23 protein-coding genes are annotated in these 24,996 nt (G+C 66.2%); 13 read left to right on the top strand and 10 right to left on the bottom strand.

What is annotated here, in order from left to right; all coding sequences use genetic code 11:
* Positions 1–34: 34 nt before the first annotated feature.
* From QRM96_RS04850 to QRM96_RS04835, 4 genes are all read right to left on the bottom strand, one after another.
* Positions 35–334 (bottom strand): DUF4193 domain-containing protein, encoded by a 300-nt coding sequence (locus QRM96_RS04850; RefSeq protein WP_018763281.1) that lies wholly within the window; start codon positions 332–334, stop codon positions 35–37.
* A 123-nt stretch (positions 335–457) separates the two neighbouring features.
* Entirely contained in the window at positions 458–1,318 is an 861-nt protein-coding gene (locus QRM96_RS04845; protein WP_285318629.1) for an SDR family NAD(P)-dependent oxidoreductase, read from the bottom strand.
* Positions 1,319–1,570: 252 nt separating this feature from the next.
* Positions 1,571–2,950, bottom strand: coding sequence for an MFS transporter (locus QRM96_RS04840; RefSeq protein ID WP_133831227.1), 1,380 nt, complete (start codon positions 2,948–2,950; stop codon positions 1,571–1,573).
* A 322-nt stretch (positions 2,951–3,272) separates the two neighbouring features.
* Positions 3,273–3,836, bottom strand: coding sequence for a hypothetical protein (locus tag QRM96_RS04835; RefSeq protein WP_285318627.1), 564 nt, complete (start codon positions 3,834–3,836; stop codon positions 3,273–3,275).
* 332 nt (positions 3,837–4,168) lie between these two features.
* Here QRM96_RS04835 and QRM96_RS04830 point away from each other — a divergent pair, with 332 nt between their 5' ends.
* Together QRM96_RS04830 and QRM96_RS04825 are read left to right on the top strand one after the other, a co-directional pair.
* On the top strand, positions 4,169–5,377 hold the full coding sequence (locus QRM96_RS04830) for an aspartate transaminase (RefSeq protein WP_285318626.1): 1,209 nt from the start codon (positions 4,169–4,171) through the stop codon (positions 5,375–5,377).
* A 46-nt stretch (positions 5,378–5,423) separates the two neighbouring features.
* Positions 5,424–6,119 carry a 4-carboxy-4-hydroxy-2-oxoadipate aldolase/oxaloacetate decarboxylase gene (locus tag QRM96_RS04825; RefSeq protein WP_018763286.1) on the top strand — a complete coding sequence of 232 codons (696 nt, stop codon included), beginning with the start codon at positions 5,424–5,426 and terminating at the stop codon, positions 6,117–6,119.
* Positions 6,120–6,218: 99 nt separating this feature from the next.
* Here QRM96_RS04825 and QRM96_RS04820 read toward each other — a convergent pair whose 3' ends face one another.
* Both QRM96_RS04820 and nac read right to left on the bottom strand, forming a co-directional pair.
* Positions 6,219–6,461: a hypothetical protein gene (locus QRM96_RS04820; protein ID WP_018763287.1), complete on the bottom strand. Its 243-nt coding sequence runs from the start codon at positions 6,459–6,461 to the stop codon at positions 6,219–6,221.
* Between the two features lie 123 nt (positions 6,462–6,584).
* The gene (gene nac, locus QRM96_RS04815) at positions 6,585–7,547 is read right to left on the bottom strand and encodes a nitrogen assimilation transcriptional regulator NAC (RefSeq protein ID WP_018763288.1); all 963 of its coding nucleotides are present in this window, start codon (positions 7,545–7,547) and stop codon (positions 6,585–6,587) included.
* A 392-nt stretch (positions 7,548–7,939) separates the two neighbouring features.
* Here nac and QRM96_RS04810 point away from each other — a divergent pair, with 392 nt between their 5' ends.
* From QRM96_RS04810 to QRM96_RS04765, 10 genes are all read left to right on the top strand, one after another.
* A complete protein-coding gene (locus tag QRM96_RS04810; protein ID WP_018763289.1) occupies positions 7,940–8,725 on the top strand; it encodes a LamB/YcsF family protein in 786 nt (261 codons plus the stop codon).
* Between the two features lie 2 nt (positions 8,726–8,727).
* A complete protein-coding gene (locus tag QRM96_RS04805) occupies positions 8,728–9,459 on the top strand; it encodes a 5-oxoprolinase subunit B family protein (RefSeq protein WP_285318624.1) in 732 nt (243 codons plus the stop codon).
* Positions 9,456–10,469, top strand: a complete 1,014-nt coding sequence (locus tag QRM96_RS04800) for a 5-oxoprolinase subunit C family protein (RefSeq protein WP_285318623.1) — start codon at positions 9,456–9,458, stop codon at positions 10,467–10,469. The genes QRM96_RS04805 and QRM96_RS04800 overlap by 4 nt, the downstream gene beginning before the upstream one ends.
* Before the next feature lie 143 nt (positions 10,470–10,612).
* Positions 10,613–11,368: an SDR family oxidoreductase gene (locus tag QRM96_RS04795; protein WP_285318622.1), complete on the top strand. Its 756-nt coding sequence runs from the start codon at positions 10,613–10,615 to the stop codon at positions 11,366–11,368.
* Between the two features lie 43 nt (positions 11,369–11,411).
* The gene (locus QRM96_RS04790) at positions 11,412–12,353 is read left to right on the top strand and encodes a 2-hydroxyacid dehydrogenase (protein WP_285318621.1); all 942 of its coding nucleotides are present in this window, start codon (positions 11,412–11,414) and stop codon (positions 12,351–12,353) included.
* Positions 12,350–13,120, top strand: a complete 771-nt coding sequence (locus QRM96_RS04785) for an SDR family oxidoreductase (RefSeq protein WP_285318620.1) — start codon at positions 12,350–12,352, stop codon at positions 13,118–13,120. The genes QRM96_RS04790 and QRM96_RS04785 overlap by 4 nt, the downstream gene beginning before the upstream one ends.
* Positions 13,120–14,211, top strand: coding sequence for an L-idonate 5-dehydrogenase (locus QRM96_RS04780; protein WP_285318619.1), 1,092 nt, complete (start codon positions 13,120–13,122; stop codon positions 14,209–14,211). Before QRM96_RS04785 ends, QRM96_RS04780 begins: the two co-directional genes overlap by 1 nt.
* Positions 14,208–14,750, top strand: coding sequence for a gluconokinase (locus tag QRM96_RS04775; RefSeq protein ID WP_285318618.1), 543 nt, complete (start codon positions 14,208–14,210; stop codon positions 14,748–14,750). Before QRM96_RS04780 ends, QRM96_RS04775 begins: the two co-directional genes overlap by 4 nt.
* A gap of 73 nt (positions 14,751–14,823) precedes the next feature.
* A complete protein-coding gene (locus QRM96_RS04770; protein WP_285318617.1) occupies positions 14,824–15,420 on the top strand; it encodes a TetR/AcrR family transcriptional regulator in 597 nt (198 codons plus the stop codon).
* Positions 15,417–16,463 (top strand): DMT family transporter, encoded by a 1,047-nt coding sequence (locus QRM96_RS04765; protein ID WP_285318615.1) that lies wholly within the window; start codon positions 15,417–15,419, stop codon positions 16,461–16,463. Before QRM96_RS04770 ends, QRM96_RS04765 begins: the two co-directional genes overlap by 4 nt.
* Here the strand turns inward: QRM96_RS04765 and QRM96_RS04760 are convergent.
* Together QRM96_RS04760 and QRM96_RS04755 are read right to left on the bottom strand one after the other, a co-directional pair.
* Positions 16,374–16,670 carry a DUF3040 domain-containing protein gene (locus QRM96_RS04760; protein ID WP_081624215.1) on the bottom strand — a complete coding sequence of 99 codons (297 nt, stop codon included), beginning with the start codon at positions 16,668–16,670 and terminating at the stop codon, positions 16,374–16,376. The two genes, QRM96_RS04765 and QRM96_RS04760, sit on opposite strands and share 90 nt — an antisense overlap.
* A gap of 184 nt (positions 16,671–16,854) precedes the next feature.
* The gene (locus QRM96_RS04755) at positions 16,855–17,901 is read right to left on the bottom strand and encodes an aldo/keto reductase (RefSeq protein ID WP_018763751.1); all 1,047 of its coding nucleotides are present in this window, start codon (positions 17,899–17,901) and stop codon (positions 16,855–16,857) included.
* 285 nt (positions 17,902–18,186) lie between these two features.
* On the opposite strand from QRM96_RS04755, the gene malQ reads away from it, so the two are divergent.
* The gene (gene malQ / locus QRM96_RS04750; RefSeq protein WP_285318613.1) at positions 18,187–20,406 is read left to right on the top strand and encodes a 4-alpha-glucanotransferase; all 2,220 of its coding nucleotides are present in this window, start codon (positions 18,187–18,189) and stop codon (positions 20,404–20,406) included.
* Between the two features lie 83 nt (positions 20,407–20,489).
* Here the strand turns inward: malQ and QRM96_RS04745 are convergent, their stop codons facing one another.
* Positions 20,490–23,666: an alpha-amylase family glycosyl hydrolase gene (locus tag QRM96_RS04745; protein ID WP_285318611.1), complete on the bottom strand. Its 3,177-nt coding sequence runs from the start codon at positions 23,664–23,666 to the stop codon at positions 20,490–20,492.
* Between the two features lie 176 nt (positions 23,667–23,842).
* Positions 23,843–24,889: a lactonase family protein gene (locus QRM96_RS04740; RefSeq protein ID WP_285318610.1), complete on the bottom strand. Its 1,047-nt coding sequence runs from the start codon at positions 24,887–24,889 to the stop codon at positions 23,843–23,845.
* Positions 24,890–24,996: the final 107 nt, after the last annotated feature.

The raw sequence follows: 24,996 nt of genomic DNA, 5'->3' as shown, positions 1-24,996 counted from the left end.
GTTGGAATCCGAACCTGGCCGGCCTGCCTGCCGGCTATCCCTCACATTCCTTGCAGTACTTCTTGCCGTCCTTTTCCCGGGCCAGCTGGCTGCGGTGGTGGACCAGGAAGCAGGACATGCAGGTGAACTCATCGGCCTGCACCGGGACCACCTGGATAAGGAGTTCCTCGTTGGAAAGATCCGCGCCGGGCAGCTCGAAGCTGTCCGCGAGGTCCGTCTCGTCCATGTCGGGACTGGCCTCCCGGCGGCCGGACTTATCGGACTTCAGCTCCTCCAAAGCGACGTTCGGCTCTTCCTCGGGAGTAACCCGCGGAGCGTCGTAGTCAACTGACATGTGGTGTTTTCTCCTGTCGAGCTGCAGTTGTCCAGATTGTTCTGGACAGATCGACAACGCAGGGGCGCGTCAACAAATTCCCTGCCCGCTACGTTGGCCCGTCCGTTGCCGTCCGGGAGCCGTTCACGCGAAATCCGTACCGGCCAGGCGCACGCACGCCTCCCACAACCGCCGCCTGGCTTCCGGGTCCGATCCCATGCCCGGGGTGGGAAGCTGTTTCCGCTTCGCCCACAACTTTCCGGTCACGGCTGCAGCCTCGGGCGAGGTTGCCAGCCACAGCGGCGTGTCCGCGGCCCGTTCCGCCGATTTGCCCAGCGTGTTGGTCAGCCGGCGCAACGGACCGCCCACGTCCTGCAGCAGCCCCGTATTCCGCACCAGTCCGGGGTGCACCGCATTGGCCACCACGCCCGTGCCGCGGAGCCGTTCGGCGAACTCCTGCGTCAGCAGGATCCGGGCCAGCATGGTGGGTGGCGTGGAACGGAGGAAACTGTATTTGCCCGTGGCGGTCTGCAGGTCATCGAACGGGAGCCTGACGTTGCCGTATTTGGAGGCGATATTGATGATGCGTGACGGCAGGGCGGCTGTGGCACCCTTCTTGAGGGCATCCAGGAGGAGTCCGGTCACCAGGAAATAAGACATCACGTTCGTGGCAAAGGTGAGCTCCAGCCCTTCCGCGGTTTCCTGGCGTTCCTTGCGGAATACGCCGGCGGTGTTCACCAGGACGTCCACCCGGTCGTGACGGGAAAGAAGTTGGGCCATGGCCTCACGGATGGACGATTGCAGCGAGAGGTCACAGGCCAGGGGCTCCAGCTCCGCGGCCGGGACGCGGGTCCGGATATCCGCCATGGCCGCCAGGGCGCGGGCCTGGCTGCGGGCCACCACCACGACGGCGGCCCCTTCGCGGGCAAGGCCGGCAGCAACCGCCCGTCCAATGCCGCCGGCTGCCCCGGTCACTACCGCAATCCGCCCGTCCAACCGTGCCATCGCCATCGCCTCCACATCGCCAGCACTATCCCAGCACTTATTGGGGCGGCGGGCCAGGGTCTTCCGGACTGGAACCAGGGTACGCGGGTGTTTGTGGTGCGGCGGCCCTGGCAACAGGAAGACCCCTTAGTGGTTGGCTGTTGGTGCCGTCACTAAGAGGTCTTCACTTGTTCACAACGGAATCAACGTTGTGGGACGTACAGCGAGTCCGTGATCATCTCAAGGGAGATAACCTGTCATCCCGTTATTCGGCTAACCGGCGAGGCCCCGGGCAGCTGAGGTTGGGGACATGGCCGCGGCCGTGAGGACGGACGTTTCCCGTTCGCTCTGCTGCACCTCGTCGAGCTCCTTGAGGGTGTACTTTTTGGTCTCCTTGGCGGTCAGGGCTGAGGCTCCTGCCAGGACCATGAACCCGAGCGCGACCATGGACGGTCCGACCCAATCTTTCAGGTCGGGGCCAGCGAGTGCTGTCGAGAGAACGGGGCCGATGACGCCCGAGATGGCAAAGCCGACCTGGGTCCCAAGGGCGAGTCCGGAGACGCGCAGCCGGCCGGGGAACATCTCTGCGAAGAATGACGGCCAGGACGCGTTCACCATCGAGTAGAAAAGGGAGTAGTTGATGATGCCAAACAGGAAGATCAGCGACCAGTTGCCGGTCGTGATTGACCACAGATAGGGCGCCATCGTGACGCCCACGCCGCCCGTTGCGATGAGGAACATCGTCTTGCGGCCGATCTTGTCCACAAGGAATCCAGCCAGGGGTGTGATGCCGAGCGCGATCACGGCCGAGACGGTAGTCGTCAGGAGCATGGTCGGCTTATCCAGCTTGTATCCGGCGGTACCGAATGCCACCGAGAAGGTCTGCATCATGTAGCTGGTGCCCGCGATGAGGGCACAGAACACGATCCGCAGCACAGCACGCCAGTGGAAGCGCAGAAGATGCCGGAGGGGAGCAGCGTTCACCTTGGCGGCCTGGGCCTTTACGAACTCCGGCGGCTCCTCGATGTGGCGGCGGATCAGGTAGGCAGCGACGACGACGAGGGCGGAGGCCCAGAACGGCAGCCGCCAACCCCAGCTCAGCAACTGCTCCGAGGGCATGGCGGCGATCGGGATGAACACCAGCAGGGTGAGCAGCGTGCCGGAGGAGGAACCCAAGGTGGTGAAGCTCGCGAGGAACCCGCGCCGGCCTTCGGAAGCATGCTCCAGGCTCATGGTGATGGCACTGGGCTGCTCACCGGAAAGGCACAGTCCTTGGATGACGCGGATCAGCACGAGCAAGATCGGAGCAAGAGGACCGATTTGGGCGTACGTGGGCAGGCACCCGATCAGGAAGGTGCAGCCGCCGATGCCGAACAGTGTGATCATCATGACGAACTTGCGGCCGCGACGATCGCCCAGCGGTCCCAGGATGAGGGCGCCGAGGGGGCGTACCGCGTAGCCGACCGCGAAGGTGATCATGGCGAGCAGCACGCTGAGGCCCTGGGGAAGATCGGGTGAAAAGAAGAGCACGTTCAAAACCAACGCCGACGAGGTGCCATACACCGCGAAGTCGTAGTACTCCAACGTCGTGCCGATCCAGGCCGCGATTGCGGCCTTGACCGGGGTCTTCCTGGGAAGTGTGGTTTCTGTCATTTCGTCTCCGTGGGTGATGGGTGAACACCGGTTGCCGCTAAACCTGGGCTCTCGGAAAGAGATCTTGAATGGAATGTCCTGTTGGTCCTGCTGTGAGCTCTCTCGCAAATCGTGTTGACGGCTTTGCGGACCGGCCTCAAACATCAAGTTAACGTTTGCGGTATGGGTCACACAAAGTCGGCTTTTATGTACCTACATAGCGATTCGTTATGGCTTGGAGTCGACGAGCCGGAGACCTTGGACAACACGGAAGCCCGCCGTGGAATGGGGATGGGAGAGCGGAAGGCCCGCCGGGCCGCCGGCCGGGGATCAGGCGGGACGATTACTGCGGCTGGGCTACACGCAAGCCGACGCCCCTGGTCATTTTGCGGATTTCGTCGGACTTGAGCCCGCTTGCCCCGGCAAGTTGGTAGTCGTCGAGGAGCCGGGATTTTCTGGCCAAAGCCAGTACCCGCGTTCGTTCGTCTTCCGCTGCACTCCGGGCGCCCTCGGCTGCCGCAAGCTCCGACGCCAATCCCGCAATGAGATGAAGATGCCCGCTTCGGGTTTGGCCGGACGGGTACAGTTCGCCGCGTGCCAGGGCGGCAGACCGGATACTGGCTGCAGGCTGTCCGGCGGCCTTCGCAACCGCGGCAACCTTCACGCCATCGCACACGGCCTGGGCAAGGCAATCACCCAACTCGGCGGTGAGGGCACGTACCCTGCTGGACCGAAGTGCGAGGGTCGTCCTCAGCTGGGCCAGCACGGCCAAGGCTTGCTGGGCTCGGGCCGTGGCGGGGTCCGGCTGCGGGACGCCGCGGTACCGGTACGCTGCCACGCCGGCCGCACCCGTTCCGGTGCCGGCTGTACGCGGAGGTATCCGATCGTGAATTTCTCTGCCGGGCACCTCTGCTCCTTGTCTCCGTTTGAGTTTGCATGCCGCGCGGCCTCCCGCCGGCAGGCGTACCCCTCCTGCGGTTCGGCCCATCGCATTGAAGGCGTCGCGGGAGGTAGCGGCGCGTTGCGTTCGGTGGGCCCGTGATCCACCCTGCAGGCTACGCCCCAGGCAAGCCGGCAGGGCAATACCGAAAGTGCGTGGAGCAATAGGCGAAAGTTCTAAGTGCTCCGTCATAAGGGCTGCTTATCTGTCCACGCACTTTAGGTCTTATCCAAGGGGGCGGCTCCTTCCCTAGGCTCAAATGAACCACCCCCATCCGTACCGGAAGCCTGGAAAACACCATGCCTGAATTCGTGCCCGCATCACGCGTAACCCGTATCAAATCCTCACCCAGCGTTGCCGCGGCGGCCCGTGTCCGGGAGCTCAAGGCCGAGGGCCGCCGGATCCTGGACCTGACGGTCGGCGAGCCGGATTTCGACACGCCGCAGCACATCAAGGACGCTGCCGTCGCGGCCATCGACCGTGGTGAAACCAAGTACACCTCGGTCACCGGGACGCCCGAACTGCAAAAGGCCATCCTGCAGACGCTGCACCGCAAAACCGGGCAGCAATACACCGCCGGCGAAATCACCATCGGGGGAGGCGGCAAGCAGGTCATCTTCACCGCGTTCATGGCCACCCTCGATCCGGGCGACGAGGTCGTCATTCCCGCGCCGTACTGGGTCTCCTACCCGGACATGGTGCTCGCCAACGAAGGCACCCCCGTCATCGTTTCCTGTGGTGAGGACTCCGGTTTCAAACTAACCCCTGAGGCGCTGGCAGGCGCACTGACGGAGCACACCAAGTGGGTCATCCTCAACACGCCATCCAACCCCACAGGAGCCGTCTACTCCCGCGAAGAACTGGCAGGCCTGGCCGCCGTCCTCAAGGACCACCCTGGCGTCTATGTCCTCACCGATGAGATCTACGACGAGATCCACTTCGGCGAAGAGCCCATAACCAGTCTCGTGGCTGTTGCCCCTGAGCTTAAGGACCGTGTGCTGGTCACCAACGGGGTGTCCAAGGCCTACGCGATGACCGGATGGCGCTTGGGTTACGCCGGCGGACCGGCGCCCCTGGTGGCTGCCATCAACAAGCTGCAGTCCCAGATGTCCTCCTGCCCGTCCTCCATCAGCCAGGCGGCTGCCGCCGCGGCACTCACCGGAGACCACGCATTCGTCCGCGAAAGCGTGGAGGTGTACCGCGAACGGCGTGATGCGGCAGTCTCCGGGCTGAACGCGGTCAATGGCCTGCAGTGCGCGACGCCGGAAGGCGCCTTTTACGCGTACGTCAACTGCGCCGGTGTCATCGGCAAGACGACGCCCGATGGCAGGCAGATCAGCAACGACGAGGACTTCACGCTGTACCTGCTGGAAGCGGCGTCAGTTGCCGTCATCCAGGGATCGGCGTACGGACTAAGCCCCTACTTCCGGATTTCCTATGCCACCGGGCTGCCGGTGATCGACGATGCCATCGCTGCCATCGAAAAGGCCGTCAGGGCGCTGGCCTGACCTAACCACTACTCAGCCCACGCTTTCTACAAAACAGGAGTACCCCATGATCCATGTCAAAACGAAATTCGACCGCCCTTCCGAAGATGCCGTTCAGCGACTTTCCAAGTTCTCCTCTGCCACAGTGCATGAAGCACAGGGCCGCAAAGGTGCGCTGAGTTCGAAGATCAAGCCGATCGACCGCAGCATGTCCTTCTGTGGCCCCGCCGTCACCGTGGTCTGTGCACCGCGGGACAATCTGATGCTTCAGGTGGCCATCCACTACGCCCGGAAGGGTGACGTTGTCCTGGTGGCAGCCGGTGAGTACGAGGAAGCCGGGACATTCGGCGACGTGCTGGGCAACGCCATGAAGGCGAAAGGCCTGGCGGGTATGGTCACGGATTCAGGTGTCCGCGACACCAAGGACCTGATTGAACTCGGATTGCCGGTGTTCTCCGGCAGTGTCTGCATCAAGGGGACCGTCAAGGAAACCATTGGCCCGATCAACCATCCCCTGGTGTTCGGCGACGAAATTGTCTACCCGGGCGATGTCCTGCTGGGTGATGCCGACGGCGTGGTGGTGGTCCGCAAGGATGAGATCGAGGAAGTCATCAAGCTGTCGCAGGCACGCGTGGACGCTGAGGACGACCTCATCCGCCGGTATAAGGAAGGCGGCACCACCATCGAGTTGTGCAAACTGACCGACGTGCTGAAGGCCAAAGGCCTGCTGGTGGAGGACGCCGAATTGGAGCCTGCGCTGTAGCTCCACCCCCCATCGATGGGGTTAAAGCAGAGAGGCCCGGCGTTCCTTTCGGAACTCCGGGCCTTCTTGGCCGCCGGCGGTGCGGTGGTTCACGCCACCTCAGTTCATCCCCGGAAGAAGGTACGCAGGCGGCCCCACCTGGGAGTCGTCCAGGTACCACATGGTGGATCCCCGCTTGCCCGGTGGCATCATGCTGCCCTCGAAGACAAATACCGGATCCGAAGCTGCGCCGTCTTCGGCCCGCCAGAAGCCATTAGTGGGGCAATGCGAACCGGTGCTGGCCTTGAGCTGGATCCGTCGTTCAGAGGAATTCCGGTATTGCAGGCTGGTGATTTTTTTCATGCTGGGCTCCAAGGAAATCATTTGTGCCGGGTAAACGCCGTTGGCGAACCTTTATGGCTTTTATCCTAGGACGCAGTAAATTCCATGGATAAGACTAATGGAGCGTGACCTGATAAGGGCCGCTTATGACGCATCCGCGGCGGCGGAGGGTTTTTCGCTGGAAAGCGGCTGGTATTTGCTGCGCAGCATTTCCTGGAGCATTTCCTTCAGTACCAGCAGTACGGCGGAACCGGCCTCGGAGAGCGGTTCGTGGTCCGGAGTGCACAGCGCGATCTTGCACTGCAATGCAGGCCCGGTGATCCGCAGGACCCGGAAGTCCTCCTCGTGGAACAGTGCATCCGCGGCCGACTTGGGCAGGATGGTCGCACCCAGGTCGCTGCGCAGCAACCTGGTCAGGGACGGCACCGATTCCACTTCCCCTACCAGGTGCAGCGTGAGGCCCTTGCTGTCGAAGCCCGCCTCCACCACCTGGCGCAGGGTGTGGATCCGTTCGGGCAGGAACAGGCCCAGGGTGGCCGCCGCTTCCAGGGCGATGGTGCCGGCCCCTGGGTCCACCGGAAGCTCCCGCGCGGCGTTGACCACCAGGTACAGGTCCTCGACGATGAGGGTGGTGAACTGCACGCCCCGGATGGGCCCCGGTTCATAGATGAGGGCCATGTCCAGCCGCCCGTTCTTGATGGCCTCGCTGAGCACGCCGCCGTAAATCTCGGTCAGGTGCAGCACGATGTCTGGGTAGCGCCGTCCTACTTCGCGGATAATCCGCGGAGTGAGGCTTGAGGCCATGCTGTAGGGAGCGATTGCTATGGAGACGCGGCCTGAAGGTGCAGCTCCTGAAGCTGCCACATCGATCCTGGCCTGCTCCACCTGCCGCAGGATGGTCTGCGCATGCCGGTACAGGGTATGGCCGGCCGCCGTGGGCTCCACGCCCTGCTTGCTCCGGATCAGGAGCCGCTGCTTCAGCTCCGTTTCCAGGGCCGACACCTGCTGGCTCAGCGCCGGCTGGGCGACGTGGAGGGCGGCGGCCGCCTTCGTGATGCTTCCTGAGTCGACGATCTTCACGAAGTACGCCAGCTTCCGGGTGTCCATAGCGCTCCTCTTTTCCAGCCGGGGACGGCACAGCCTGCGGGGTCATACGTTGGCGCTATGGCGGGACAGGCAATACGTCTTTGTGTGATCCGAGTCTCGGGCATAGGTTAATTGCAGATGACTTTCCAATGACCAGAGCATTCTATCCCCACCCAAGCCATCACCGGTTTTGATGCCGGCATATGTTTTGTGCATAAGCAGGGAAACAATTTGCTGGAAAGACCAGTCTTGGCGTCACTAAACATGGTCCGGTTGAATTTTTTGGGTCGCCAATGGCGCCTCAAAAGGTCATAACTGTTCCCTATAGCGTGATACCGCATTCGTCTTTGTGTGGCTCCAATCCCGATGCCACACTGATTTACACCCGCAGCACCAGCAGAGGAAGGCCCGCAATGCCCACAGTCGATCTCGTAGCGGATCTTGGTGAAGGTTTTGGCGCCTACTCGATCGGTGACGACAAAGCCCTGCTGGAAATCGTGTCCAGCGCCAACATCGCCTGCGGCTTCCACGCAGGGGACCCTGACATCATGGACGCCACCGTGGCTGAATGTGTCAGAACGGGAGTCGGCATCGGCGCCCACCCGAGCTTCCCGGATCTTCGCGGCTTCGGCCGCCGCGCCATGGACCTCACGGCTGACGAAGTCCGCAACGACGTCATCTACCAGCTGGGTGCCCTGTCGGCGTTTGCCGCCTACCACGGCGGTACCGTCTCCCACCTGGCTCCCCACGGCCGCCTGGGCAACCTGGTGGCCACCCGAGCGGACTACGCCCGGGCCGTAGCAGATGCCGCCGCCCGGGTGGACCCGAAGCTGATCATCCTGGCGCAGGACGGTGAACTCGCCACTGCAGCGGCGGAGCGCGGCCTGCGGGTGGCCATCGTTGGCATCGCGGACCGCGCCTACCAGGATGACGGGACTCTGGTGCCGCGCAGCCGGCCCGGCGCCGTGATCCACGACCCCTCCGCCATTGTCCGGCGCACCGTGCGGATGGTGACCGAAGGACTCATCGAAACAGTCTCCGGCAGCCACATCGCCATCCATGCCGACACGGTGCTGCTCCACGGCGACAACCCCGGCGCCGTCGAACTTGCCCGCCTGGTCCGCAGCGAACTGATCGCCGCAGGCGTCACCATCGCCCCGTTGGCACAGGTGCTCGCCGCAAAGCAAAAGGTTTCCTGACCATGGCCGCCGCAACGACAACCAGCCGAACAATGCTGGACATCTACGAGTCGGGCGACGCCGCCCTGCGTGTGGTGGCACAGTCCGGCGACGCAGAAACCAACTGGGCCACGGTCCACTCCCTGGCCGGCTGGCTGGCCAGCGTCGGCGTCGACGGCATCCATGGCGCCGTTCCCACGTACGACTCCGTCCTGGTGGAATTCGATCCCTACCTCACCTCCGCCCGCCAGGTCAGGGCGTTCATCCTCCTGGGGATGCGCCAGCTGGACTTTGTGGGCACCACCCTGCGCGAGCCGCGCCGCTTCGAGGTACCCGTCGTGTACGGGGGCAGCTACGGGCCGGACCTGGAAAGCGTGGCAGAGCACCAGGGCCTGGATGTCCAGGACGTGATCGCCCGGCACACGGCCAAGACCTACGTCATCCGCTGCCTCGGAGCGCCGGCAGGCTCGCCCATGATGGACGGACCAGACTTCCCGGTCCCCGTCCCCAGGCTCAAGGACCCGCGGCTCTCCGTACCCGCCGGTGCAGTCTCCGTGGCCGGACGCCAGGCCGTGATCGCGCCCGCCGTCGCACCAGGAGGCTGGTGTGTCATCGGCCAGACCCCCCTGACGGTCCTGGACGCAGCACGCGAACCACTGGTGCCCTACGTCCCCGGCGATGAACTGCGCTTCTACCGCATTCCAGCGGAGGACTTCGAAAAGTGCGAGGGGCAGTTCCTGGAGGCCCGGCCATGACCGGGGCACTGATCGTCCTCCAGCCCGGACACTCTGTCGTCACCGACCTTGGCCGGACAAAGGGTCCTGCATTCGGACTTCCCGTCAACGGGGCCCTGGACCAGTTCTCGGCCAAGGCCGCGAACATCCTGGCCGGCAACGGGGACAACGATCCGCTGCTGGAACTCACCGCCCTGGACTTCAGGATGCGCGCCACCACGGACCTGCTGATCGCCGTGACCGGCGCCCCGCTGGACCTCTCGGTGGGCGGCCGCGACTGCCCCCAATGGGAGCCCGTCTCCGTCCGGGCCGGCGAAACAGTGACGGTCCGCGGAATCCGCACCGGTCTCCGGGCCTACATCGCCGTCCGCGGATCCTTCACCGTCCCTACGCTGCTGGGCAGTTGCGCACCGGACACGGTGGTGGGCTTCGGACTGAAACTTGTTGAAGGCACCCGACTTGAAACGCAAAAGACCACCGCACCCATCACCCAGCCGCACTTCGGCCTGCCCCTGTTCCGGCTGGGGCTGGCAAAGCCGGAATTCACCACCCACCCGGTCATCGACGTCACCGACGGGCCGGACGTAGCCGAATTCGGCGACACCGCAGACCTGCTTTTCACCACGCAGTACACCGTGAGCCCCCGAAGCAACCACATCGGACTCCGGCTCGGCGGCGCACTGCCCGAACGCCAGCTCACCTCCGAGGTCCTCTCCCGCGGTGTCCCGGTGGGGGCCATCGAGGTTCCGTCCCGGGACGAACTGCTGGTCCTGCACCGGGGACGGGGCGTAACGGCGGGCTATCCGGTCCTGGGGGTCGTCACTAGCCGCTCCCTGGATGTCCTGGCGCAATCCAGGCCCGGACACACCGTCACCTTCAGGAAGACAACCGTGGCTGAAGCAACAGCCATGCACCGCACAGCCTGCCTGGAACTGGACAGACTCCGGAACACCGTGAACACGGTCTTCGGACTCCTCGGGGTCGGCGCCGGCCAGCGCTGGCACGAACTCAGCCCGGCGTCAGGAGCCTGAACATCATGATTGACCGTCCCACCGCCCAGGACCGCACCCACAGAATGCCGCGCGATCCCTAACCCCTGCCAACCGGGGGGCCACAACGTCCAGTCCATTGCCGGACCTAAAAGCCCCGCCACCTACCACTTTTTGGAGTCCCTGTGCCTTTTTCCGACTACACCACAGCCCTCGTCACCGGAGCGTCCACCGGCATGGGCGCGGCAATCGCCGAGCGTCTCGCCAAGCGCGGACTGACCGTCCACGCGGTGGCCCGCAACGAGGAACGCCTCGCCGAACTGGCCGACCGCACGGGAGCAGTCCAGCATGTGGTGGACCTGACCGACACCGCCGCCCTGGCCGGCGTCGTCCGCGACCTCAAGGTGGACGTCCTGGTCAACTGCGCCGGCGTCTCCCGGACAGGCAACATCCTGGACTCCTCCGAGCAGGACATCGACGAACTCATCGACGTCAACCTCCGCGGCCTGCTGCAGCTCACGCGGCTGGTGCTGCCCGGCATGGTGGAGCGGGACCTGGGCCACGTGGTCAACATCAGTTCGATCGCCGGGCTCTACAACTTCTACGGCCACACCGCCTACCACGCCACCAAGGCCGCGGTGCACCAGATTTCCCGGCAGTTGCGCAACGACACGGTCGGCAAGCGCATCCGCGTCACCGAAATCTGCCCCGGCCGGGTGGAAACCGAAATCTTCGGCCGCAACCTGGGCGGCAGCCCCGAGGCCATGGAAGAAGCCTGGCAGACCTACTACGAGGGCTACGAATCACTCACCACGGACGACATCGTCAATGCCCTTGATTACGCCATCGAAACCCCGCGCCACGTCAACGTTGGCATGCTTGAACTCATGCCCACCTTCCAGGTCCCGGGTGGCCTCACCTTCGACCGCCGCGACGCATAACGATCCCCGCAGCACCTTCCCACCAACCGATAGGCCTTCAACGATGCAGCACGTGCAAACCGTCAGTTTTCCCGATTCCGAGCTCCTGGCCCAGCTGTCGCCACTTCCGGGCAGCCTCCGCGGGGTGGTGTGGGACATGACGGAAGCACCGGGCGCCCACCTGGGCGGGATCGACGGCGTCATCCTCCCCTACATCGACGCCGGCGCCGTGCTGGGTTCCCTGGGCAAGGTGCCTGACCTGAAGTTCGTGCAAACACAGTCAACAGGGTTCGACGGCGTCCGCGAGGCAGCGGGTCCGGCCGCCGCCGTGGCAAACGCCTCGGGCGTCCATGCGGCTGCCACCGCGGAGCTGGCCGTTGGCCTTATCCTCGCCAAACTGCGGGGCATTGACCAAGCTGTCCGGGACCAGCAGGTGGAGAACTGGGCCCCGCAACGCCGCCAGTCGCTGGCCGACCGGAAGGTCCTGCTGCTGGGCATCGGCGGAATCGGGAAGGAGTTGGCCCGCCGCCTGGAGCCTTTCGAAGTCACACTGACCCGGGTGGGAAGCGCCGCACGGACCGATGCGGACGGCCGGGTCCACGGTCCGGATGAACTCGCAGCGCTCGCCGCCGACCACGACATCCTGGTCTCCGTCCTTCCCCTCACCGAGGCGACCCACCACCTGGTGGGAGCCAAGGTCCTGGCCGCCCTGCCGGACGGCGCCCTGGTGGTCAATGTCGGACGCGGCTCCGTGATCGACACCGACGCCCTAACGGCTGAAGTGGTGTCCGGCCGCCTGCACTGCGCCATCGACGTGGTCGACCCCGAACCGCTGCCCGCCGGCCACCCGCTCTGGTCCTCGGACAACGCCCTCATCACCCCCCACGTTGGCGGCAACGCGTCAGCGTTCGAGCCGCGGATCCTCAAACTCCTGAAACGGCAGCTTGAGGCCCTCGCCGCCGGCGAAACCCCGGTCAACCTGGTGCAGCAGGGACCGTTCGCATGAGTTCACTTTTTGATTTGTCGGACCGGGTTGCGTTGGTGACGGGGTCGAGCCGCGGTATCGGCTCGTCGCTGGCCCGGGCGTTGGCGGACGCCGGTGCAACGGTTGTGTTGAATGGCATCAACGGGGAGCGGCTCAAGGAGGCCGAGGCGGCGATGGCCGCCGATTATGCCCCGGGCCGGGTGCATAGTGTCGCGTTTGACGTTACCGATGGTGAGGCGGCAGGCCGCAGTATCGCGTGGATCGAAGAGCATGTGGGTCCGTTGGAGATTCTGGTGAATAATGCCGGGATCCAGCATCGGGTGCCGATGCTGGAGTTGGACGTGGCGGATTGGGAGCGGGTGATTTCCACGGACCTGACCAGTGCGTTCCTGGTGGGGCGGGAGGCGGCCCGGTGCATGATTCCGCGGGGCCGGGGCAAGATCATCAATATCTGTTCGGTGCAGACGGACCTGGCCCGCCCCACGATTGCCCCGTATGTTGCGGCCAAGGGCGGGCTGCGGAACCTGACCCGGGCGATGACGGCCGAGTGGGCCGGGTCCGGCCTGCAGGTCAACGGGATCGCGCCGGGGTATATCCACACCGAGATGACGCAGAACCTGGTGGATGACGAACAGTTCAATGCCTGGATCCTGGGCCGCACCCCGGCCCGCCGCTGGGGCACGCCGGCGGATCTGGCCGGGCCGGTGGTCTGGTTGGCTTCGGACGGGTCGGATTTCGTGAACGGGCAGACCATTTTCATCGACGGCGGAATGACGGTGGTGGTCTGATGCCCGCGAACACACCCGTCCAGCCAGGGGCCCACATGCTGCCCGGCTCCGGTCCGGCCGTGGTGGCCCACGCCGCGGGGGATCTCCGGGTCGATGTGGTCCCGCTGGCCCGGCCGGCGGATGACCAGGCCGTGGTTGAGGTCTTGTATGGCGGGATCTGCGGGTCGGACCTGCATTACTGGCTGCACGGTGCGGCCGGGGAATCCATCCTGAAGGCGCCCCTGGTGCTGGGCCACGAAATCTCCGGTGTGGTGGTCCGCGCAGCGGCCAACGGCCAGGGGCCGCAGCCCGGAACCGCCGTCGCCGTCCACCCCGCCACCCCGGGTCCGGGCGCGGCCAGGTACCCTGTGGACCGGCCCAACCTCTCACCCGGGTGCACGTACCTGGGCAGCGCCGCCCGCTACCCGCACACCGACGGCGCCTTCAGCCGGTACGTGAACCTGCCGGCCCGGATGCTGCGGTCCCTGCCCGAGGGCATCGACCTGCGCACAGCCGCCCTGGTCGAACCCGCGTCCGTGGCCTGGCACGCGGTCTCCCGGGCCGGGGACGTGGCCGGGAAAACCGCGCTGGTGATCGGCTCCGGCCCCATCGGTGCCCTCGCCGTCGCGGTCCTCAAACGCGCCGGAGCCGCGCACATCACCGCTGTGGACCTCCATCCCAAACCGCTGGAGATCGCCCGGGCCGTCGGTGCCGACCAGGTCATCAACGCCGCAGACACCGAAGCGATCGCCGCCGTGGAGGCGGATGTCGTGATCGAATCCTCCGGCAACCACCACGGACTGGCCTCCGCCATCCGCGGCGCGGTCCGCGGCGGGACCGTGGTCATGGTCGGGCTGCTGCCCACCGGCATGCAACCGCTGCCCATCTCGCTGGCCATCACCCGCGAACTGGACCTCAAAGGCTCCTTCCGCTTCAACGACGAAATCGACCAGGTCATCGCGGCGCTTGCCGACAGGTCCCTGCACATCAGCCCCGTCATCACCCACCAATACCCCGTGGAGGACGCCCTGCACGCCTTCGAGGTCGCCAAAGACTCCACCAGCTCCGGCAAAGTCCTCCTCAGCTTCGACGGGAACGGGGAGCAACGGTGAACGCCCCGTTGCCGCCCCTGGTGGTGATGGGCGTGTCCGGCTCGGGGAAATCCACCATGGGCTCCCTGCTGGGCCTGCGCCTGGACATGCCGTTCTTCGATGGCGACGATTTCCATCCGGCCGCCAACAAGCAGAAAATGGGCGCCGGCATACCGCTCACGGACGCTGACAGGGAGCCCTGGCTTGGCACGCTGGGGGAGTTGCTCGCAGGAAAGGCCGACGGCGTCACGACAGTCCCGCCGATCGTCGCCTGCTCAGCGTTGAAGCGCCGGTACCGGGACCTGCTGCGCAGCGCAGCGCCGGATGTTGTCTTCATCCACCTCACCGGAAGCACAGACACCATTGGAGCGCGGATGGAAGCCCGCGCCCACGAGTTCATGCCGCGGACCCTGCTGGAATCCCAGTTCGCCGCCTTGGAGGAACTGGACCAGGACGAGGCCCACGTCCTGGCCGATATCACCGAACCCCCGGCACTCCTGGTGGAACGGTTGGCCACGGAGCTCCAGGCCATGTCCGCCCGGACGGTCCGCACCGCCTAGTCAAGAAGCAAGTGTTCCGCCCTACGCTGGTGGTAGGTAGACTGGTCTACCTACCATCACCGCAAGGAGCCCCATGCCTGTGTCACGCGCCTCGGCGCCCAGCCGGCCTCCCGCCCGGGAACTGCTGCTCGACGCCGCCGCCCGCCTCTTTTATGCCCGCGGCGTTGCGGCCACCGGGATCGACACGATCACTGCGGAGGCGGGCGTGGCTAAAAAGAGCCTCTACAACAACTTCGCGTCCAAAGCGGACCTCGTGGCCGCCTACCTGGAAGCACGGCATGAGGAGTGGCTGGGCCTTTACCGGACGCGGCTGGAAAGGGCCGGGACCCCGACGGAGCAGGCACTCGCGGTCTTCGACGCCTACCTGGACCACGCAAATGCCGCCTACCAGCAAGGATTCCGCGGCTGCGGGCTGCTGAACGCGGCGGCTGAACTGCCCGCGGGGGACCCCGGGCGGACTGCAGTGCGGCTCCACAAGGAGGAAGTAGAGGAACTCCTGGCCCGGCACGTCACGGCACTGTTGCCCGGGAGGGAGGGGCAGGCGCCCGCCGTTGCCGCCCACTTGGCCTTCCTCCTCGAAGGTGCCATGGCCAGGGCAGGCCTGGAGGGCGGCGACGCGCCGCTGCGGCAAGCCCGGGCCATCGCCGCGCAACTGTTGGACGCGCTGTGAACTCCACTCCACGCCGCCCTGCGTTGCCCTGGGGAGCGTTGTCCGTGGTGGCGGCGTCCGTCCTCTGGGGGACCACCGGGACGGCCGCCACCTTCGCACCGGATGTAAGTCCCTTGGCCATCGGCGCGGTGGCCATGGGGGCGGGCGGGTTGCTGCAGGCTCTGTACGCCGCACGGCACATTGCCAGCCGGCCGGCCGGCCTGTTCCGGCGGTGGAGACTGGTGTTGTTGGGGGCGGCAGCGGTGGCTGTCTATCCCTTGGCCTTCTACAGCTCAATGCACCTCTCCGGCGTGGCCGTGGGAACTGTGGTCTCCATCGGCTCGGCCCCCATCGCGGCGGCCCTCATCGAGCGGGCGGCGGACAGGAATCCACTGCGCCGGCGGTGGATTGCCGGGGCAATGCTCGGAGTGGGTGGAGCGGCGCTCCTTTCCTTTGTCGGGCATGGCCCTGCCGGGCCCGCCGCCCCGGATTCCTGGACCACCACGGCGGGAGTGGCCCTGGGACTGCTGGCCGGCAGCACGTACGCCCTGTATTCCTGGGCAGCCCACCGCCTGATCGGGGACGGTGTCACACCCAGGGCGGCCATGGGCACGGTCTTTGGCCTGGGCGGGCTCTTCCTGATGCCGGTCCTTGCCCTGACGGGCGGCCCACTCCTGGCCTCCTGGTCCACGGTCGGCGTCGGCGCCTACATGGCGGTGGTGCCGATGTTCGCCGGCTATCTCCTGTTCGGCTGGGGCCTTGCCCGGGTGGGGGCGAGCACGGCCACCGGCATCTCGCTGCTCGAAACGGTGGTTGCCGCCGTACTGGCGGTATTCGTAGTGGGTGAACGGCTTCCGGCGCTCGGCTGGCTTGGCGCCGCCGCGGTCCTGGCCAGCCTGTTCATCCTGGCGCCGCGCACCCGGGCCGTACCAGGGCCGGCAGCCATCCCGGGTCCGCGCTCACCAGCGGCGCTGTCAGGCGGTGGGCTGCCGCCGCGCGCTCCTGTTCAACCCGATGGGGCCCAGCAACAGGCAGGCGCCCAGCCCCAGCAGCAGGATTCCTAGCACCACCGCGCCCGGCGCCGGCAGACCTGCCCCCGCCAGGATCAACACCAGGCCGATGACCGCCACCGCCAATCCCGGGAGGAGAGCTGTGGGGAAACGGCGCGCTGGATAGCCGGACAGCAGTTCCATGGCCAGATGGGGATCGTCCGCGATCAGCCCCAGTTCCAGCTCCTTGAGCAGGCGTCGCTCCTCATCGGACATTGGCATGGCAGCCCCTGTATTCCCTGGGAGGCGGTTTCGCTATCGACCGTAGGAGTCTTCTACCGCTTAGTCAATAGTTTCCCCGGCGGCCCGCCCCGCCCGCCCCGCCGTCCCGCCCGCCGGTGTCGTTCGACGCTGGGCCGTGACGGTGCTGCCGGACGCTGACCGTGCTGCCGCGCCCGTGGGCCCGCTACCGGCGTCGTAATTCGGCGAACTCGATGGACGGGACAATTGCCCCGGCGTCCCGCTCCACGAAGTTGGTCCCCGGCGGAACCAGATCGTCGATGGCGTCCAGGACCGTCTCGCCCAACTGGACATCCGCGGCGCGGAGGTATGCCTGGAGGTGTTCCTCGCTGCGCGGGCCGATGATTACGCTGCTGATCGCGGGGTGGGTCAGGGCGAAGCCGACGGCCAGGTCCACCAGGGGCATCTCCAGCTTGTCCGCCAGCCGGGCCAGGGAATCCGCTGCCAGCAGCTTCCGCTCGCTGGAGGGCCCGGAAATGTCGTACCGCCCCGGCAGCGTGTGCACCCGGGTGGGCGGCTTCCCCGAGTCAAGGACGAAGCTGCCGGAAAGCCAGCCGCCGGCCAAGGGTCCGTACGCCAGCACGCCCAGCCCGTACTGCTGGGCGATGGGCAGCACGTCGCGTTCGTTGCCGCGGACCAGCATTGAATAGGGAACCTGGTTGCCCAGCGGCGGAATCAGGTGGTTGGTGGTTGCCAGCCACTGCGCTTCGACGAGCTGCGCCGGGGTAAACACCGACGTGCCGTAGTAGAGGATCTTGCCCTGGCGGATGAGGTCGTTGAGGGTGGTGATGGTTTCCAGGACGTCGGTGTTGTAGTCCGGCCGGTGCGCCTGGTACAGGTCGATGCGGTCCGTCTGCAGCCGGCGGAGGCTGCCCTCGACGGCCTGGGTGATCCAGCGGCGGGAGTTGCCCGAGTGCGCCGGATTGGGGCTCATCTGGCCGTGGAACTTGGTGGCCAGGAAGACGTCATCCCGCCGGCCGCGCAGTGCCCTCCCCACCACCTGTTCGGACTCGCCCTGGGAATAGACATCGGCGGTGTCCACCGCCGTGATGCCGGCATCAAGCGCCGCGTGGATGATGCGGATGGCCTCATCGGCGCCGGTGGGGGCGCCCGGCGGCCCACCGGTTCCTTCGCCAAAGTTCATGGTGCCAAGGGTGAGCGGGCTGATGGGGGTGCCTGACCGTCCGAACACCCGCAGTTCGCTAAGGCTCATCTCCGGTCTCCTCCATATAGTTGCCGCGCCGTGGATCGTCATGACGCTACACAGATTCCGCGGACGGCCGCAGAATTCCGCCTTAGTCCTTCTCTTTTCGTCGCATGGAGTAACCGGAGCGCCGCAGGATGACGTTTTGTGGCGGCCGCCGCCATCCTCGGCCCGGGTTTCGCCCCGGCTGCCCCCTGCAATAATCTGAACCAACGGTTGTGCACTGGGGTGTCAGCTCCCGGGGCAACAGGCAGCACTGTAAGTTCGGGACCATCACAGACGAGGCGGACACCCATGACGGCTTCAGACCAGCAGCACGCACCACGGCCAAACATGCCCGCAGACCCTCCCGCCGCCCAGGCGCCGGTGGATCCGCACCTGCTCCAGCAGTTGGCGGATGCGCACGGCGTGGGCACGTCCTTCCAAGGCTGGGACGGGCTCCCGCACTCCGTGGCCGCGCCAACGCTGATCAAGGTGCTCGCCGCCCTGGGTGTGCAGGCCCATACGAACCAGCACATCGAAGCTGCCCTGGCGGAAGCGGAACTGGCGCCATGGCGGCGGATGCTGCCGCCCGCCGTCGTCATCAAGCAGGGTGAGCCCGCCCAGGTTCCGGTCCATGTCCGGGACGGCGCAACGGCCCGGCTGACGGTCGCCCTCGAAGGCGGCGCAGGCTCACTCGAGGCGGCCCAGGAGGACGTCTGGGTCCAGCCCCGGGACGTCGACGGCATCCCCACCGGACGCGCCACCTTTTCCCTGCCGCCGGATCTCCCGCTGGGCTGGCATACCCTGCACGCCGACTCCGAGGGCGCCACGGCCACTGCCACGCTGGTGGTGACGCCGGGGCGCCTGGACACGGCGGCGCCCCTGATGGAGCGGCGCGGCTGGGGCCTGGCCACGCAGTTGTATTCGGTCCGGTCCAAGCGCTCGTGGGGCATCGGCGATTTCGCGGACCTGGCGGACCTGGCGGCGATCAGTGGCGGGCGCGGCGCCGATTATGTGCTGGTCAATCCCCTGCATGCGGCGGAACCGGTGCCACCCATCCAGCCCTCGCCCTATTCCCCGTCCACGCGGCGGTTCTTCAACCCGCTCTACATCCGTATTGAGGCGGTCCCCGAGCTTGCCTACTTGCGGCCGCGGAAACGGGCGGCGCTGGAAAAGCTGCACGAGGAAGTCGCCGGGCTGAACAGGGACGGGGCCCGGCTGCACCGCGATGCCGTCTACGCGGCGAAGCTGCAGGCGCTGGAAATGCTGTACCACACCCGGCGCTCGCCGGCCCGGCAGGCGGCGTTCGACGAGTTCTGCCGTATCTCCGGCAGCGGCCTGGACGACTTTGCCCTCTGGTCCGCCATCAGGGAGGACCTCGCGCCGGACGATCCGCTCTGGACAGACCCGGCCTGCGCCATCGGAACCCGCGAGGCGGAGGCACTGCGGGAGAAATTGGCGGACCGGATCGGTTTCCACCGCTGGCTTCAGTGGATCTGCGACGAACAGTTGGAAGAAGCGCAGCAGGCAGCCTTGCGCTCCGGAATGCGGCTGGGAGTGGTGCACGACCTCGCCGTAGGGGTTGACCACAGCAGTGCCGACGCGTGGACGCTGCGCGGCGTGCTGGCGCCGGCCACCAGCGTGGGCGCGCCGCCGGACATGTACAACCAGCAGGGCCAGGATTGGGGCCAGCCGCCATGGCACCCCACCCGGCTTGCAGAAACCGGCTACGAGCCGTTCCGCAACATGCTCGCCACCGTGCTGAGGCACGCCGGCGGTATCCGCGTTGACCACATCCTGGGCCTGTTCCGGTTGTGGTGGATCCCTGCCGGCAACGCGCCGGGGGACGGCGCCTACGTCCGGTATGACCATGAGGCCCTGATCGGCATCCTCGCCCTCGAAGCGCACCGCGCCGGTGCCGTGGTGATCGGGGAGGACCTGGGAACCTTTGAACCGTGGGTGCGTGACTACCTCGCTGCCCGCGGCATCCTGGGCACGTCCATCCTGTGGTTCGAGTACGACGGCGACTCCCCGCTGGCGCCCGAAAAGTACCGGACGCAGGCACTCGCCAGCGTCAACACGCACGACCTCCCGCCCACCGCCGGCTACCTCGCGGGTGACCATGTGGCGTTGCGGAGCCGTCTTGGCCTGCTGGAGCGCTCCGAGGAGGACGAGCGGGCCGAGCACAATGCGTCGCTGGAAAAGATGTTCGCCCTGCTGCGCGAACGCGGTTATCTCACCGAGGCGAACACCACCGGACCGGGCGAACCCGGTGCCGAGGCGAACACCATCGAGGCGCTGCACCTGCTGCTGGCCCAGGCGCCTTCGGTGCTGCTCGGCGTGGCCCTGGTGGATGCGGTGGGGGAGCGGCGGGTCCAGAACCAGCCCGGGACCACCGAAGCGCTGTACCCCAACTGGCAGGTGCCTTTGGGCGGCCCCGACGGCAAACCGGTGTTCCTGGACGACCTTCCGGCCAACAAGAGGTTCAACTCGCTGCTCGCGGTGGTGGAGGGGGCCCTGCACGGATCCTGACTGGTGTTCATTGACGAAGGGCCCCGCCGCTGGGTGAACTGCCCGGGAAGCGGCGGGGCCCTTCGGTGTGTTGCCGGCGAACGCTAGCCGGCGGTCATCACATGGGTGAAGTGGTCGTAGCGGAAGGTGACCGGGCCGCCGTCGTGCTTAAACACGATGTTGGCGCCAGGCGTTGCCCCGCCCGCTCCGTAGCTGACGTCCCATGACTTGTTGAGGGCGGCCTTGAACTCGTAGCTTCCCGCCGGGAGGTCCGGGATGGACAGCTTCCAGAGGAGGTCGGCCGGGTCCAGTACCAGCTGCGCCTGGGCACAGGACGGCTCCCAGTCCGAGGCACAGCCCAGCTCGCTGTCCATGCTTCCAGCGGCTGCCACGGCGGCCGGCTGCTGCGACGCGAAGACGGCGCTGAGCAGGTGGGTGCTGTTGTCATAGCGGAACGTGACCGGGCCGCCGGGGTGGTCCAGCACGATGTTCTGCCCGTTGAGCTGGCCGTCTGCGCCGTAGTTTTCGTCCCAGCCGCCGTTGAGCGCTGCCTTGTATTCGTACTTCCCGGCCGGCAGGTCCACGGTCAGCCGCCAGATCCGGTCCGCCGGGTCCAGGACCATCTTTGCCTGCGGGCAGGCCGGATCCCACTGCGCGGTGCAACCCATGGCCAGGTTCAGTGATCCGGCCACCGTGACCGAGTCGGGCTGCGGGGCCTGGCCCACCAAGACAGTCCTGGTGCCGCTGGTGACGTTGAAGCCGGCGCCGATCATCGCCGCCCGGTATTGGACCTTGGTACCGTCCGCCAGTCCGGAGACGTCATCAGTGGCCGAGTACACGGGCGAGGACGAGTCGGTGCCCACCGACGTCCAATCCCCGCCATTGACGCTGCGCTCGAAGGACACCACATGGCTTGCCTTCTCCGGGTCAGCCGTGGCGCTCAGCTCCACTTTGCCCTCGACGCTGCTGCCTTCGGCAGGCTTCTGGAGGGTCAGCAGGGGCGCGGGAACGTTGGTGGAGCGGCTTTGGCTGGTGGCTGTGTGGCCGCCGTTGTCCAGCACGGTGGCGCGGTATTCCAGCGGTGTCCCGGCATCCAAGGCCGCAACGTCGTGGAACACCTGGTACGGGGCGGTGTCGTCCGTCCCGATCGGCTCCCAGCTGCCGCCCGCCGTCCTGGCCTCGAAGGTGACCTCGTAGAACGACCTGCCGTCGACGTCGGCCGTCACCTGGATGCGCCCGTTTTCACTCGTGGCTGCTGCCGGCTGTTGGAGGGCGACGGCGGGAGCGGCCTTTGAGTGCGGAATGCGGCCTGAGGATTCGTAGACGACGGCGGAAAGCGGCGGGACGGTCACCGTCAGTTTGGCGTCGTCAGAGGTTTTGGCTTCATTGGCGCCTTCGCCGTAAACGCGCGTGTAGCTGCGCTTGGCGATGTAGGTGGGAACGTCCGCCGTCCGGGCCTGGGCGCTGTTGTTCAGTGCCACCACGTATTCGCGCTGGTCCTGGGCGTCCGTGCGGGAGAAGGCGTAGATGCCCGGGCCGTCGGAGGCGTAACGGTTTTGGTGTGCGCCGTTCCGCAGCGCCGGGTGCTCCTTGGTGAGGGCAGCAAGCTCCCGGATCTTGGCGTACAGCGGGTGGCTTGGGTTGAAGTTGTCGGTGGCGTGGGTGGCGTCCGTGCCCAGCAGGTCGTCGTCGAGGTAGTCCGGAACTTTGCTGGCGAAGAGCGTTTGCCGGGCATCCTGGTCACCGCCCGGTCCGGTGAAGCCCTGTTCGTCGCCGTAGTACACCACCGGGTTGCCGCGCGAGAAGTACATCAGCTCGTGGGCCAGTTCGTCCCGTGCCACCTTCTCGGCGTCGCCTGCGGCGGGGTTGTCCTGGCTGATGAAGCTGCCGATGCGGCCCATGTCGTGGTTTCCGAGAAAGGTGGGCAGTTCGTAGACGTTGGAATCGGCGTCGGTGTACCAGTCATCGCCGGCGAAAAAGGCCTGGAGTCCTTTGGCGTCCTGGCTCTTGGACGCGAAGTTGCGGGCGGCATCCTGGAACGGGAAATCCAGGACTGCCTGCATTTTGTTGCGGGTGGTGAATTGGGAGGTGAAGCTCTTGCTGGTATCGAACACCTCGCCGAACATGAAGAATTCGGCCTTGCCGTGTTCCTTGGCGTAGCTAAGGACCTTGGGGCCGAATTCCTGCCAGAACTCGTTGTTCACGTGCTTCATGGTGTCGATCCGGAAGCCGTCCACGCCAAAATTGCCGATCCACGATGTGTAGATGTCTTCCATGCCGTGCACCACCGTGGGGTTTTCGGTGAAGAGGTCATCGAGGCCGAAGAAGTCGCCGTACATGGAGTCCTCGCCGGTGAAGGTGGTGTCGCCCCGGTTGTGGTACAGCGTGGGATCGTTCAACCAGGCCGGTACTTTGAGGTTTTCTTCGCCGGGCGCCAGGACCGGCTTGTAGGGGAACGATGTCCCGGCATCCAGCTGCGGGAAGGTCCCGGTGCCGGCGTAATCCCGGTCATCAAACGGTTGGCCCGAGGCAGTTTTGTACGGTGCGGCGTCCTTGGATACGTAGCCTTTGCGGTCGCCCTCTTCGTAGCCGATGACGTCCGCCGTGTGGTTGGTGATGATGTCGAAGTAGACCTTCATGCCGCGGGCGTGTGCCTCGTCGATGAGCGCCTTGAGTTCATCGTTGGTGCCCAGGTGCGGATCGATCTGGGTGAAGTCGGTGACCCAGTAACCGTGATACCCGGCCGACTTGTCCTCCGGCTGGACTGCCTTGTTCTTGAAGCTGGGCGTCAACCAGATGGAGGTGGTGCCCAAGCCCTGGATGTAATCGATCTTGTTTCGCAGGCCGGCCAGGTCGCCGCCGTTGTAGAAACCCTTCTTGGTGGGGTCGAAGCCGGACACCATGGGATCCGGGCCCAGGCCGCCCTGGTCGTTGGCGGTGCTGCCGTTGTTGAACCGGTCCGCCATGACAAAGTAGAAGTTTTCGTCGGTCACGGGGCCGCGCAGCGAATGCAGTGCCGGAGCGGAGTCCGGGTTCTTGGGTCCGGAATCCTTGATGCCGGGCGCCGCCTGGGCCGGAAGGACCGCGATGCCTGCGGCGAGTGCCGTTGCCAGCAATGCGGCGGCGGACCGGGCAGCGGTGAGGTGGATTGCGGAAGTTGGCCGGGATGCGGCGCGGCGGGACTGTTTGTTCCGCCGGGACGCAGTGACGTGCTGGGATGCTGCCGGTGTGCCCGGCAGGTGGGCGCGTGGGGGCGCGCCATGGGGGGTGCGGAATAACAAGGGTGAGACCTTCCTGGGAAGCAGCGCTGCTGTACAGGCGTGCCGTTGACATGGGGATGCGGCAGGAGAGCTCGAAAGGGCAGCTTGCTGTCCTTGTGAACCAAGTCACAACTGTAAGCGCTTGCACCGGATTACTCCAGCGTTTGGGGAAGCTGGCGTTCCCTGGTGCCTTGCTGTTAACCGGCGTTTATGAGGGCGGTGGGTGACGGGGTGGAAAGGCGGTGCAGGACCGGGCCGGGGATGCCGCTGGCGGGGTCCAGGTCAAATGTGGCGATGTTGTCCGACCGTTCGTGGGCTACGTGCAGCCGGTTTCCCCGGACCAGGTGGTGCCGGGGCCAGTCACCGCCACTGGGGACGTCTTTGACGGGGATGAGTTCCGTGCCGCCTTCTGTGACGGCCAGGACGCTGATGATGTTCGAGCCGCGGACACCGGCATAGGCGAACCTGCCCTGGGGGCCGAGGCAGATCTCGGCCGCGGAATCGCTGTCCTTGCCACCGCTTGCCGTGGCCGGTCCGCTGAATATCAGTTCGTAGGTGCCGGCCGCCGCGCGGACCACGAAGACCTCCACGGAGTATTCGGACACGATGAAAACGGCGCCGGTATGGTGCTGGACCATGTGCCGGGGACCGCTGCCGCGGGGGAGGACCACATGATGGTCGGGAACCAGCCCGGTTCCCGGCACATAGTTCCAGATACGGAGCACGTCATGGCCCAGGTCGGTGGTCATGATGCGGCCGTCCTGCAGCACCAGGCCGGCGTGGGCGCGGCTTTGCCTGGGGCTGCCGGGGGCCGTGCCGGCGTAGGGATCCACCGATGGTGCGCCGGGGAACCGCCCGGTGATGGCGCCGTCGTTATCCAATTCGTAGAGGAGGACCTGACCGTCACCCCAGCACGCCGCAGTGAGGAACCGCCCGGCCGGATCCACGGCGACATGGCACGTGGCCTCGCCGGCCGGTTGGGGCTGTCCGTGCGGCTCCAAACCGAAATTGCCCCGGCGGCGGTAGGCCCGCACTTCCTGGCGGTGCTCGGCGGCCGCGTACACCACCGGCTGAGTTGGGTGGACGGCCACGAACGACGGCGACGGGGCCTCGACCGCCGTGCCCAGCCATTCAAGGCTTCCGTCCTGGCGCGTGCCCACCGCGCCGATGCCGCTGGCACGGCCGCCTGCGTCGTCGGTGTAGCTGCCGATCCAAAGAGCGCTGCTGGCTGTGCCGGTGGTCATGGTTCCATCCTTTCAACACTTGGCCCCATTTCCCTGCATCGGGCTGGCCGTTAGCATGGGGAAGTCCGGCTGTTGCAGCAGGCGACGATGCCGTCTTCTGCAGTTTT

It is taken from the genome of Pseudarthrobacter sp. lyk4-40-TYG-27 (assembly GCF_030209295.1).
In the GTDB taxonomy this organism is placed as follows: Bacteria; Actinomycetota; Actinomycetes; order Actinomycetales; family Micrococcaceae; genus Arthrobacter.
Note: the sequence above shows the minus strand (reverse complement) of the source record. Positions and strands in the feature narration are given on the sequence as shown.